Here is a 13,145-nt window from a genome sequence, read left to right on the forward strand (position 1 = left end):
CATCCGCCACCCGTCGGGGTGGCATCGATCCTGGGAGTCGAGGGTGCTGCTGCAACGCTCGCGGTCGTCCGTGCCCACCACGGAGTCGGGGACGAGGCCCGCCGATCCACCGGAGCCGGACGAGGCGCCGGGGACCAGCGAAGACCGCGGCACCCGTCGTGGCCGGCTGACGCGGCGGCTGCGCGGGCCTCGGCCCCGCCGGCGGGCGGTCGTGGTCGGGGTGATCGCCGTCCTCGTGGTCGCCGCGCTGGTCGTCTACCTCACGGTCCTGCGGCCGCGCGCGTCGTCGGCCCCGGAGGCGGGAGCCCTGCAGCCGACCACCGCGCAGGCGAGCACGACGACGTTCGAGCGGACCGTGACGACGACGGGGACGCTCACGCCGAGCGTGCGGGAGGACGTGTCGTTCGCGGCGTCGGGCACCGTGCAGTCGGTCGAGGTCGCCGCGGGCGACACGGTCGAGGCGGGTCAGACGCTCGCGACGATCGACACCCTGCAGCTCGACGCCGCGCTCGCGCGGGCGAACGCGGACCTCGCGCAGGCGCAGGCCGACCTCGCGGACGCGCGGGAGTCCGACGACGGCAGCGACGCGGCGGAGGCAGCCGTCGAGGCGCGCGAGTCCGCCGTCGCGGTCGCGCAGCAGGCGTACGACGAGGCCGCGGCGGCGATGTCCGACGCGACGCTCACCGCCTCGGTGGGTGGTCTGGTGACGTCGGTCGGCGTCGCGGTGGGGGACACGGTGGGCCCGTCGTCGAGCACGGGCTCGTCCGGGTCGACCGGCGCGGCCGACCAGGGTGGTGCCGGAGCGATGCCCGGCACGTCGAGCGGCGGGTCGACCAGCACCTCGTCGTCCGGCTCGTCCGACACCGCGGCGTTCACCATCGTCGGGACCGACGCGTGGACGGTCGAGGTGAGCGTCGGGGAGTCCGACGTCGCGGCGATCGAGACGGGAGATCAGGTCGAGATGACGTCGGACGACCTCGCCGAGACGGTGTTCGGCACCGTGAGCGAGATCGGGCGTCTGCCCTCCACGACGCAGGGCGCGGTCGCGTACCCCGTGACGGTCGCGGTCACCGGCAGTCCCGAGGGCCTGCACGACGGCGTGAGCGTCGACGTCTCGATCGTCACCGAGCGCCGCACCGACGTGCTCTCCGTGCCGGCCGCAGCCGTCTCGACGAACGACGACGGGGCCTCGGTCGTGACGCTCGTGGACGGGGACGGGTCGACCTCGGAGCAGGTCGTCGAGACCGGTGAGTCGTCGGGCCAGATGATCGAGATCGTGTCCGGCCTGTCGGAGGGGGACACCGTGCAGTACACCGCGTTCACCCCGGGCGCCGGACGCGGCCAGGGCGGGGTGGGAGGCTTCGACCCGTCCCAGATGCCCGGGCGCGGCCAGGGCGGGTTCCCCGAGGGCTTCGATCCCTCGCAGCTGCCCGCCGGCGGCTTCCCCGGCCGCGGGGGGAACTCGTGACCGCCGCGACGAGCGTGGTCGGTCTCGCGGGTCTCCCGGCCGATCCGGGCTACTCGCCGGTCATCGACCTGTGCGGCGCGCGCAAGACCTACCGCACGGGCGACCTCGAGTTCGAGGCGCTGCGCGGCGTCGACCTGCGGATCGATCGCGGCGAGTACGTCGCGATCGTCGGGCCGTCGGGCTCGGGCAAGTCGACGCTCATGAACGTGCTCGGCTGCCTCGACACGCTCACCTCGGGCACGTACCGGCTCGCGGGCGACGACGTCGACGACCTGGACGAGACCGACCTGGCGAGCGTGCGCAACGAGCAGATCGGCTTCGTGTTCCAGCAGTTCAACCTGCTGCCGTCGCTCTCCGCGCTGCGCAACGTCGAGCTCCCGCTCGTGTACCGGGGCGTGGCCTCGGCGGAGCGCCGGGAGCGGGCCGCGGAGGCGCTCGCCCGCGTCGGCCTCGCCGACCGCACCGCGCACCGGCCCGGCCAGCTCTCGGGCGGCCAGCAGCAGCGCGTCGCCGTCGCGCGGGCGCTCGTCGGCGAGCCGGCGCTCGTCCTCGCGGACGAGCCGACCGGCAACCTCGACTCCCGTTCGACCGCCGACGTGCTCGACCTGCTCGACGCGCTGCACGCGCAGGGCCGCACGATCGTCCTCATCACGCACGAGCACGAGGTCGCGCAGCGGTCCCGGCGGGTCGTGCGCGTGCTCGACGGCCTCGTGACGTCGGACGAGCGGGTGGTGGCGTCATGAGCTGGACCGAGACCGCCGCCACGGCGTGGCACGCGATCCGCGCGCACACGATGCGCTCGCTGCTCACGGTGCTCGGCATCCTCATCGGCATCGCCGCCGTCATCCTCACGGTCGGGCTGGGTCTGGGGACGCAGAAGGACGTCTCCGAGGACATCAGCTCGCTCGGGTCGAACCTGCTCATCGTCACCCCCGGGTCCTCCACCGACTCCTCGGGGATCCGCGGCGGGTTCGGCTCCGCGTCGACGCTGACCGTGGCCGACGCCGAGGCTCTCGCCTCGGACGTCGCGGTGCCCGACGTCGCGGCGGTGGCCGCGGAGAAGGAGTCGTCGCAGTCGCTCGAGGCGGGCGACGCCAACTGGACGACGACCGTCACGGGCGTCACCGACGACTGGCTCGAGGTGCGCTCGCGCGAGGTCGCGGTCGGCGCGTTCGTCGACGTCGCCTCGACCGACGAGGTCGTGCTCGGCCCCGAGACCGCGAGCGAGCTGTTCGGCACGACCGACGTCGTCGGCCGCACCGTGAGCATCGCCGGGACGACGTTCGACGTCGTGGGCGTCCTCGAGGCCGCCGGGTCGAGCGCGTCGGCGAACCTGGACGACGTCGCCGTCGTGTCCATGACCGCGATGACGTCGGCGATCACGGGCGGCACGAACACGTCGGTCAGCACGATCTACCTCAAGGCGACCGACACCGACGCGATCTCCGCCGCCTACCAGGAGGCGCAGTCGCTGCTCCTCGCGCTGCACGGCGCGTCGAGCGCGGACGCCGCCGACTTCACGATCGACTCCCAGGACTCGCTCGTGTCCACCGCGACGTCGGTGTACCGCACGCTCACGGTCCTGCTGGCCGGGGTGGCCGGCCTGTCGCTGCTCGTCGGAGGCATCGGCGTCATGAACATCATGCTCGTGTCCGTGTCCGAGCGGACGCGCGAGATCGGCCTGCGCAAGGCGCTGGGTGCGCCGCCCGGCGCGATCCGCCGTCAGTTCCTCACGGAGGCGTCGATCCTCGGCGTCACCGGCGGCCTCGTCGGCGCGCTGCTCGGCGTCGTCGCGGCGCTCGCCCTCCCGGCCGCGCTGGGCTCCTCGATCGTGGTCTCGCCGCTCGCCGTCGGCGGCTCGATCGCCGTGGCCCTGGCCATCGGGCTCGTGTTCGGCGTGTATCCCGCCGTCCGTGCCGCGCGCCTCGCCCCGATCGACGCGCTGCGCAGCGAGTGACCCCGCCCTGCTCCCTCCCGATCCTCGACACGCACACCTGGAGAGCTCCATGACCTCGCGCACCACGCGCCCCCGCACCGGCCGGCCTCGCGGCGCCCTCGTCGCGCTCGGCGCCCTCGGCCTCGCGCTCGCCCTCACGGCGTGCTCCGCCTTGGACGCCGCGACCCCCGACGACTCACCGTCGGACGCCGCGGCCGACCAGGGCGCGGCGCCCGAGGGCGCGTCCCAGGGCCGCGGCGGCCGTGCCCCCGGCGTCTCGGGCGAGATCGCCGCCGTCGACGGGACGACCGCGCAGGTCCAGGACGACGAGTCGCAGACCGCCGTCGTCTGGGCCGACGACACCACGATCAGCGTCACGGTGGACGGCGCGCTCACCGACGTGACCGTCGGGTCGTGCGTCCTGGCGGTGACCGGCTCCCTGCCGCGGGACGAGGCCGAGGACTCGGCGGGAGACGCGGCCACGAGCGTCGCCGTGAGCGAGCCGGTGGACGGCGCGTGCACCGGCGGCTTCGGAGGGTTCGGCGGTGGCGGGTTCCCCGGCGGCGGTGAGCGACCTCAGGGCGCGCCGACGGACATGCCGTCCGACCTGCCCGAGATGCCCGACGGCGCACCGACCGACATGCCCTCGGGCGCACCGGACCGCGAGGGCGGGCCGGGTGGAGGCTTCGGCGGTCTGACGACGGGCCTCGTGACGACGGTCGACGGCTCCACGATCACGGTGCGCACGACCTCGCCCGAGGGGGAGACCTCCGAGGAGAGCGTCTCGGTCGACGACGCGACCACCTACACGGTCCAGCGCGCGGGCACGGCCGACGACGTCGTCGTCGGGCAGTGCGTCACCGCCCAGGGCGAGAGCGAGGACGGCGGCGTGTTCGCCGCGACGAGCCTGAGCGTCTCCGCTCCCGGCGACGACGGGTGCACGAGCGGGTTCCCCGGCGGCCGGGGCGGGTTCCCCGGCGTGCGCGGTGGCCAGGACGAGGACGGTCGCGATGCGTGACGCGGTCGTTCGTCGTCGCCGCCGGTCGCGGCGCCACCGGTGGGTCGCCGCGGGCATCGCGGTCGCCGTGCTGGGCGCGGGGGGCGCCGCCGTCGCCCTGCGGCCTGCTGCCGCGCAGTACCGCACGGCGACGGTCGCCACGGGTGACGTCGCGCAGCAGGTGTCGGTCAGCGCCACCGTGGCGTCCGCGAGCCGCGCCGACGTGACGTTCGGCGCGTCGGGCACCGTCGCGACCGTCGACGTCGCCGCCGGTGACCGCGTCGAGGCGGGCCAGGTCCTCGCCACGCTCGACGCCGACGCGCTGCAGGACGCCGTCGACGACGCGAACGAGACCCTTGCCGAGGCGCAGCAGACCCTCGCCGACGACCTCGACGCCCAGTCGTCCGGCTCGGGCTCGACGGCGAGCGTGACGTCCGCCTCCGGGACGGGCGCGGTCGGGGCCGGTACCTCCGCGGGCGGGTCCGTGCTCCTCGTCAGCACGACGGGTGCGGGCGCGCGCGCCGTGACGCTCACGGCCGCCGACGGGTCGAGCGAGGCCGAGCAGGCGGTCACCACCGCGCTCGACGCGCTGGCCGACGCACGGACGGCCGTGCAGACGGCGCAGGAGGCGCTCCTCGCGGGGTACGAGTCCGTCGCGGACGCCCTGCTCGCCGGCACCGCGGCGCTGGGCACCTCGGGCGACGCGGTCGCCGCCGCGACCGGCGACCAGGGCCCGTGCGCCGCGGTCCTCGTGGCCGGAACCGCCGACGCCGCCGTGACCGAGGACGAGCTGACCGCGTGCGTCGCCGCGATCGTCTCCGCGCAGGAGGCCCTCGCCGCGACCGACGGCGCCCAGCAGACGACCGGAGCGGCGCAGACGGCCCTGCGGGACCTCGTGGCGAACCTCGACGACGCCGTGACCACGCTCGGCGAGAGGTCCGCCGAGCTGGACGCCGCGGTGGCGGCGCTCCTCGACGCCTCCGGTCCGGGCAGCGGCTCCGGCAGCGCCGGTGGGGCACCTGATGCCGGAGCCGGCACGGGGGCGGGGACGGGCGCCGACGGCGGTGCGTCCCCCGGGGGCGGAGCCGCTCCCTCGGGCGGGGGCGCGGGGGCGACCCCGGATCTCTCGGGCGGCGGTACCGGGGCCGTCGGGTCGGCCGCGGGCGGCGCGCCGTCGGGCGGATCCGCGACGACCAGGGGCGACGGGACGTCGTCGGGCACCGTGACCGCGGAGCGCATCCTCGCCGACCGCGCGGCCGTCAGCGTGGCCGAGCGGCAGCTCGACATCGCCGCGGCGGCCGCGGTGGCGGGCACCCTCACCGCGCCGATCTCCGGGACCGTGGCACAGGTGGACGTGACCCCGGGCGCGTCGGTCGGCACGAGCGACACGGCCGTGACCGTCCTCGGCGACGGCGGCTACGTGCTCACGACGACCCTCGACCTCGCCGAGGTGGGTGCGGTCGAGGTCGGCCAGGCCGTCACCGCGACCGTTCCCGCCACGGGCGGTGCGTACACGGGCACCGTGAGCAGCATCGGGATCCTCGACGACTCGCAGACCTCGACCCCGTCGTACGCCGCGGCCGTCGCGCTCGACGCGGTCGACGGCGAGCTGCCCGAGGGCGCGTCCGCGTCCGCGACGATCGCGGTCGCCGAGGTGAGCGACGTCCTCGTCGTCCCGACGTCCGCCGTGGCCGCGGACGGGCCGGCGCGCACGGTCCGGGTGCTCGACGGCGACGGCGTGCGCACCGTGACGGTGACGACGGGCGCCGTCGGGCCGGAGGTCACCGAGGTCACCGAGGGCCTCGCCGCAGGCGACGAGGTCGTGCTGGCCGACCTGGCCCGAGAGCTCGTGCCCGACGACGAGGAGTCGAGCGGGCTCGCCGGCCTGGGCGGGTCCGAGGGGCAGAGCGGCTTCCCCCAGGGAGGCTTCCCCCAGGGGGGCTTCCCCGAGGGGGGCTTCCCTGAGGGTGGCTTCTCCCGCACCGGCGGATGAGGACGTCGATCCAGGTCATCCGGACCCGCGAGGCAGGCGGACGGTGAAGGTCGTGCCGGTGGGGTCGGGTTCGTCCGCGGTCGCCGACGTCACGGTGATCGTGCCGCCGTGCGCGGTGACGATCGCGTCGGCGATGGCGAGGCCCAGGCCGGTGGAGCCGCCGGTGCGGTTGCGGGCGTCGTCGCCGCGCGTGAAGCGCCGGAAGAGCGTCGGGCGCAGGGTCGGCGGGACGCCGGGGCCGTCGTCGGCGACGGTGAGCACGACGTCCTCGCCGTCGGTCGTCAGCCGTACCGCGACGTGGGTGCCGGGCGGGGTGTGCGTGCGCGCGTTGGCGAGGAGGTTCGCGAGCACCTGGCGCAGGCTCGCCTCGTCGCCCAGGACCTCGAGGTCGACGTCCTCGTCGGTGTCCTCGCCGCGCGCGTCGGGCAGGTCCGTGGCGAGGTCGACGTCCAGGTCGCCGGTGCCGGGCAGGTCGAGGTCCCAGTCGTGGTCGGGCCCGGCGGCGTGGGCGTCCATGACGGCGTCCACGGCGAGGCCGGCGAGGTCGACGGGCGCGCGGTCGAGCGGGCGGCCGGCGTCGAGCCGCGCGAGGAGCAGGAGGTCCTCGACGAGCCCCGTCATGCGGACGGCCTCGGACTCGATGCGGTCGAGCGAGCGCGCGGTGGCGGGCGGGACGTCGTCGGGGGAGCGGCGCACGAGCTCGGCGTACCCGCGGATGGAGGCGAGCGGGGTGCGCAGCTCGTGGCTCGCGTCGGCGACGAACCGCCGCACCTGGGTCTCGGAGTCGTGGCGCGCCTGGAGCGAGGTCTCGACGTTCTCCAGCATGCGGTTCAGCGCGGCGCCCACCTGCCCGACCTCGGTGCGCTCGTCGGTGAGGTCGGCCGGGACGCGCGGGATCGCGTCGATCTCGCCCTGCGCGAGCTCCAGCTCGGAGACGCGGCTCGCCGCGGCGGCGACGTCGTCGAGCGGCCGGAGCGAGCGCCGCACGAGCCACGTGCCCAGGAGCACGGCGGCGAGCAGGCCCGCGGCGCCGAGCGCGACCTGGACGGAGACGTAGTCCTCGACCGTCGCGTCGACGCTCGTCGTGCTCGAGGCGACGACGACGGGCTGGTCGTCGTCCGTCGTCCGGTGCACGGCACGGAACGGCCCGAGGTCCGGCAGGTCGACGTCGTGCGCCCTGCCGTCGGCCGGGACGGCCTCGAGCGTGGCGATCTGGGCCTCGTCGAGCGTGACGCGCTCGAGCGTCGGCGAGACGTACTCCGCGAGCACGATCTCGCCGTCGGCGTAGCGCACGAGCGCGCTCCCCGGACCGATGCCGGCAGGCAGGCGTGCCGGGTCGTCGCCGTCGGGAAGGCTGCTGGGCGACGGGGCCGGGGTGCCCGTCGCGTCGTCAGGGAGCTGCCTGCCGGGCGGAAGGCCCCCGGGCCCCTGCGCGAGCCGCTGACTCGCCTGCTCGAGCTCGTGGTCGACCTGGGTGACGAGCTGGGTGCGCAGCGCCGCGGTCGAGGCGGCGGCGAGCCCGACGGTCACGACGAGGACGACACCGGCGACCACGAGGACGAGCCGTCGCCGCAGCGCGGTGGGACGTCGGCGGGCCGGGCCCGGTGTCCCGGTCCCCTGCGCCGGGGCCGTCCCGGCCCGTGACGGCTCAGGCACCGGCGTCGGCCGCGCCCGCCGCGGGCTTGAGCACGTAGCCGACGCCGCGGAGCGTGTGGATCATGGGCTCGCGGCCCTTGTCGATCTTGCGACGCAGGTAGGAGACGTAGAGCTCGACGATGTTCGCCTGGCCGCCGAAGTCGTAGCTCCAGACGCGGTCGAGGATCTGCGCCTTGGAGAGCACGCGGCGCGGGTTGCGCATGAGGTAGCGCAGGAGCTCGAACTCGGTGGCCGTGAGCCGGACCTCCTCGCCCGCGCGGCGCACCTCGTGCGCGTCCTCGTCGAGCTCGAGGTCGCCGACGACGAGCACCGAGTCCTCGCGCGCGGTGGCGCCGCCCCGGCGCAGCAGCCCGCGCAGGCGCGCGACGACCTCTTCGAGGCTGAACGGCTTGGTCACGTAGTCGTCGCCGCCCGCGGTGAGCCCGGCGACGCGGTCCTCGACGGCGTCGCGCGCCGTGAGGAACAGCACCGGCCTCCGGGCCTCCTGCTCGCGCAGGCGTCGCAGCACGGTGAGGCCGTCCATGTCGGGGAGCATGACGTCGAGCACGACGACGTCGGGATCGGTCTCGCGCGCGGTCCGGATCGCGGAGCCCCCGTCGAGCGCGGTGGACACGTCCCAGCCCTCGTAGCGCAGCGCCGAGGTGAGCAGCTCGGCGAGGTTGGGCTCGTCGTCGACCACGAGCACGCGGACGGGCGAGCCGTCCGGGCGCGTCAGGCGGGGCTGGTCGGGACGGCCGACGGGGGCGGTGGCTGCGGTCATGGAACCAGCCTCCTCCCTGACCCGGTGACGCGCCTGAGCCGAACCTGTGAGTCACCTAGGTCCTGAGGGCTGCACCCCAGCGCGCCGAACCCGGGGTCGCTCCTCGATCCGGAGGTGGATCGAGGAGCGACCCCGGGTTCGGGGTGGTTCGGCCGGGGTCGGCCGGGGTCGGCCGCGGGCGGCCGGGGGTCAGCCGCAGGTCGGTCGGCCGTGCTCCGGCGTCGCGACGGTCTCGCGCTCGTCGGCGTCGTCCGACGGCGCGGCCGTGACGCTCACGGGACCGTCCGTGGCGTCGCCGCGGACGGCGAACGACTGGTACGCGTTCTTGCCGGGGGCCACCGAGGGGAAGCTCTTCGAGCCCCACGGCGTGGCGACCTCGACGTCGAGGCGCGCGTCGTCGTCGTTCACGACCCGCACGGCGACGTACGGCTTGCCGCCGAGGCACCGGACCTCGGCCGTCGCGGTGACGGCGACTGCTGCCGGAGACGTCGGGTCCGCCGCGCCGGGCGCGAGCACCCGCAGCGCGGTGAGCCCCGGGTCGCCGTCCTGCCACGACGTGCTCAGCGCGACGTACCGCGCCGTGCGGTCGACGGCGAGCGTGCCGCGGACGTCCCCTGCGCCGAGGGTGCCGACGTCGGTGAACGTCAGGCCGTCGTCGCTCACGGACACGACCGACTCCGGCGCCCCGCCCCGCTCCCAGGCGGCGACGACGGTGCCGATCTCGCGCGGTGCGCCCAGGTCGGTGACCATGCGGCCGTCCGGACCGGGGACCCACGCCGTGGTGGCGTCGCCGTCGACGGCGAGCGACGGCGACGTCATGCCGTCGGGCAGCACCGACGCGGGGAACGTGAGGGTGCTCAGCGCGTGGTCGGCGACCGGGAACGGGGTCGCGTCCCGGAAGGTGACGCGCGTGCCGGACGGCGTCGCCCCGACCGTGCGGGTCGCTCCCGTCTCGGCGTGGCGGAGCTCGACCGGCGTCCCGTCGCCGCTCACGCGGAACGACCGGGCGTCGTCGACGGCGACGGTGACCCCGGCCGGGGTCGCTCCGCCGTGCGCGGCGACCGTCGCGCGGGGTGCGAGGACGACCGCGTCGCCCGCGGGGACGGTGACGTCGAGCGTCGAGGCGTCCGCGCCGACCGTCTGCGTGCCCGCGTAGACGGGGACGGCCCCGCCGTCGTGCGGGACGGTGAGCGTCGTCGCGACGTCCGCGCCCGTGAGGTTGAACGCCACGACGTAGCCGTCGACGGCGCTCACGAGCACCGCCGGGTCGGCGGCCGTGGGCACGCGGGCCCCGGCCTGCGCGGCGGTCGCCGCGGCGTCGCCCGGGACCATCTCCACGAGCCGGGGGCCGGTCGCGCCGTCCGTGAGCCGGACGACGTGCCGCGTGTCGGTCGCGCGCGACACCGTCACCGGCGCGTCGGAGCCGCGCACGACGAACCCGGCCTCGCCCTCGACGTTGAGCCAGTCGCCGTCGCTGCTGAGCACCTGGTCGCCGGTGTACCGGAACGACGCGGCGTCGTGCCAGGTCCGGCCGTCGAGCGACGTCTGCACGCGGTACTCCTGGCCCGCGGCGACCTCCCAGCCGAGCTGGACCTGGCTGACCTCGGTCGGGGCGCCGAGGTCGACCTGGATCCACGAGTCGGGCTTCGTGCGGTCCGCGACCGCGACGGCCCAGCGGGTCGTGGCCGAGCCGTCGGTGACGGCGCTCGCGGGGTTGGAGCCGTTGGCGCTCGACGCCGTGGCCGGCTTGCCCGCCGCGACGTCCGTGCCGGTCGGGGAGAACGCGCGCAGGTGGTAGAGCGAGTAGCCGTACGCCGCGTCCCCGCGCACGCCCTGCATGCGGACGTAGCGCGTCGTGACCGGCGCGGGCTCGTCCGCGCCCTCCGGGGTGAGGTCGACGGTGTCGAGGCGCGCGACGTTCACGTCCGCCGGGGCCTTGCCGTAGGCCGTGGCCGTCGTCCAGGTCTGGCCGTCGGTCGACGTCTGGACGAGGTACCGCGCTCCCGCGCTCGCCTCCCACGCGAACCGCACGCCGCCCACGGTCGTCTCCTCGCCGAGGTCCACCTGGATCCACGAGTCGGGGCGGGTGCGCTCGCCGACCGCGACGGCCCAGCGGGTCGACGCGTTGCCGTCGGTCACGCGGGCCGCGGTACGGCCGTTCGCGGCGTCCTCGCTGGACGCGGTCGCGACCTTGCCGGCCGCGAGGTCGGTCGCCGATCCCTCGTCCGCGCCGTACGCGTGGAACGCGAACATCGAGTAGCCGTACTGCGGGTGGCCCTGCTGTCCGAGGAGCCGCACGTACCGCGCGGTGACGGGCGCGAAGGTGAGGTCGTCCACGCGCGCGGCCTTGGCGTCCGCGGGGTCGGCGGGGCGCGTCACCGGGAGCGTCGCGGTGGTCTCGCCCTCCGCGGTCGTGTAGGTCCGCGACCCGTCGAGGCCGGAGTACCCGTTCATGTCGAGGTTGCGGACGGACAGGCTCGCGTCCTCGGTGCCCGCGCCGGTCGACGCGTAGACCGCGGCCCCGGTCGGGAGCGTGACCTGGCCGGCGTACCCCGTCCCGATCCGGAACACCGACGACGTGCCCTCGAAGCCGTCGCGCGGCCCGGTGTACGTCGTCACGTGCCGCTCGTCGACGGCCGCGCCGGTGCTGGGGTAGAGGTAGGGGGTCGAGCCCGAGACGTGGAAGAGCCACGAGTCGTGCGACGGGACCCAGGGGAACTTCACGAAGCCCTTGCGGCTCGACGCCGCGGCCCAGGCGTCCGCGGACTGCTGGACCGTCAGCCCGGGGCCGGCGCCGAAGTCGCGCACCCCGGCGAGGCGCTCGAAGAACGCGTCCTGCGGCGTCGGCTCGACCGGGCCCTCGGGGGACTCGGCGGCCTCGACGTGCAGCAGGTAGGAGATGGCGATCTCGGCGCGCGCCTCCGGCTCGTACTTGGGCTCGCCGGAGAACTTCGCGAGGCGGTAGACCGGGGCGTAGGACTGGTAGTCCGCGAGCGCGGCCGCGAGGTTCGCCTCGGCGCGCGCGGCGTCGGGGTCGCGCAGCACCTGGCCGAGGAACGCCATCGGGATGGCGTCGCGGCCGTAGAGGTACTCGCGGTCGGCGACCATCGGCATGAACGGCTCGCCCGCGTCGGACATGACGAGCTTGATCGACTCCCACAGCTCCGCCGAGTTGGGCTGGTGCGTGAGGATCTCCGGCAGCGGCTCGTCACGCAGGAGGAAGTGGATCGCGTTGCGCCCGCCGGACCGCCAGATGTCGGACTGGTAGTGCGGGCCGAACGACCCGTGGTTCTCCACGAGGTACGTGTCGTGGATGGTCTGCATGGTGTTCGTCGACACGGGCTTGCCCGCGACGACGGCCGGGTTGTTGCGGTCGGCGGTCGGCTGCCCCGCCGCGTTGCGGCCCCAGTCGCCGAGCTGCTCGGCCCAGCGCGCCGCGTCGGGGTCGTCGGGGGCCCAGGCGAGGCCGGGGGCGAGCGCCTGCGTGTAGACGCCGACCTCCTCCTGCGCCGTGTCGCCCTCGAACTTGCCCGTCGGCCAGTCGGCGGTCCACGACCCGGAGAGGGGGTCCTTGCCGAAGTCGAGGTCGGCGGTGTACGTGGACTGGCCGGTCGCGATCGTCGTGAGGTTGGCCTGCGTCGTCGCGTCGAGCTCGTCCCACAGCAGCGTCCCGGCCGCGAGGAAGTAGGACTGGAACGTCGAGTCCCAGAACAGCTTCTTGCCCCACGTGCCCGCCGGGTCGACGAACCGGTTGCTCGCGGCGTAGTGCCGGATCGTGGCGAGCGTGTGCGCGCGGAGCGTCTCCTCGGAGATGCCCGCGAGCTCGGCGTCGTACTCGCCGTGGGTCAGGAGCACGGCGTTGCCCAGCACGACGGCGAAGTTGAAGTCCTTGAGCTGGTACACCCCGGCGGACTCGTCCCAGACGGTCTCGACCCAGCGGGTGTGGCGCAGCAGCGCGCCGTAATAGTCGGCCGCGGTCGCGTCGGGCGCGCCGAACGCGGGCGTGGGGTCGACCTCCGCCGTCACGGCTGCGGGGGAGGCGGCCGAGGGCGCTCCCTGCGCGACCGCGGGGGTGAGCAGCAGGGCCCCGGCGGTCGCGAGCGCGACGGCGGCGGTGGCGCGGCGGCGTGCGCGCCGTCCGGGCGGTGGGGTGGGCGGGCGGGTCATGGGGCCTCCGGGCGTCGTCGAGCGGCAACGGTGCTGGTGCTCGGGCGGGTGGTACGGGTGCGGGCGGGTGGGAGGTGGTGCGTGCGCGCGGGGAGCGCCGGTCCAGGGTCGGACGACCGGCGCCCCCGCGCGGGTCGGGGGAGCCGCTCAGGCGGGGCGGGGGATGCT

General features: G+C 75.6%; 8 protein-coding genes. 5 read left to right on the forward strand and 3 right to left on the reverse strand.

Features of this window, described 5'->3' with window-relative positions; genetic code table 11:
• Positions 1–220 precede the first annotated feature (220 nt).
• Genes NHH00_RS11975 through NHH00_RS11995 form a run of 5 tightly spaced genes read left to right on the forward strand, consistent with a single transcriptional unit; the run spans position 221 to position 6,394 of the window.
• Positions 221–1,468 (forward strand): efflux RND transporter periplasmic adaptor subunit, encoded by a 1,248-nt coding sequence (locus NHH00_RS11975; RefSeq protein WP_253052358.1) that lies wholly within the window; start codon positions 221–223, stop codon positions 1,466–1,468.
• Complete coding sequence (locus NHH00_RS11980; protein ID WP_308202300.1) at positions 1,465–2,211, forward strand: ABC transporter ATP-binding protein; 747 nt, start codon at positions 1,465–1,467, stop codon at positions 2,209–2,211. Before NHH00_RS11975 ends, NHH00_RS11980 begins: the two co-directional genes overlap by 4 nt.
• Positions 2,208–3,425, forward strand: a complete 1,218-nt coding sequence (locus tag NHH00_RS11985) for an ABC transporter permease (protein ID WP_253052360.1) — start codon at positions 2,208–2,210, stop codon at positions 3,423–3,425. The genes NHH00_RS11980 and NHH00_RS11985 overlap by 4 nt, the downstream gene beginning before the upstream one ends.
• 49 nt (positions 3,426–3,474) lie before the next feature.
• Positions 3,475–4,422 (forward strand): hypothetical protein, encoded by a 948-nt coding sequence (locus NHH00_RS11990; protein ID WP_253052362.1) that lies wholly within the window; start codon positions 3,475–3,477, stop codon positions 4,420–4,422.
• Positions 4,415–6,394: an HlyD family efflux transporter periplasmic adaptor subunit gene (locus tag NHH00_RS11995; protein ID WP_253052364.1), complete on the forward strand. Its 1,980-nt coding sequence runs from the start codon at positions 4,415–4,417 to the stop codon at positions 6,392–6,394. Before NHH00_RS11990 ends, NHH00_RS11995 begins: the two co-directional genes overlap by 8 nt.
• Before the next feature lie 15 nt (positions 6,395–6,409).
• Here the strand turns inward: NHH00_RS11995 and NHH00_RS12000 are convergent, their stop codons facing one another.
• The 3 genes from NHH00_RS12000 to NHH00_RS12010 form a co-directional block, all read right to left on the reverse strand.
• On the reverse strand, positions 6,410–7,948 hold the full coding sequence (locus NHH00_RS12000; RefSeq protein WP_253052366.1) for a sensor histidine kinase: 1,539 nt from the start codon (positions 7,946–7,948) through the stop codon (positions 6,410–6,412).
• 94 nt (positions 7,949–8,042) lie between these two features.
• A complete protein-coding gene (locus NHH00_RS12005) occupies positions 8,043–8,810 on the reverse strand; it encodes a response regulator transcription factor (protein ID WP_290445179.1) in 768 nt (255 codons plus the stop codon).
• A gap of 189 nt (positions 8,811–8,999) precedes the next feature.
• Positions 9,000–12,977, reverse strand: a complete 3,978-nt coding sequence (locus NHH00_RS12010) for a discoidin domain-containing protein (protein WP_253052368.1) — start codon at positions 12,975–12,977, stop codon at positions 9,000–9,002.
• Between the last annotated feature and the right edge of the window lie 168 nt (positions 12,978–13,145).

It is taken from the genome of Cellulosimicrobium cellulans, from assembly GCF_024124905.1.
Taxonomy (GTDB): domain Bacteria; phylum Actinomycetota; class Actinomycetes; order Actinomycetales; family Cellulomonadaceae; genus Cellulosimicrobium; species Cellulosimicrobium cellulans_G.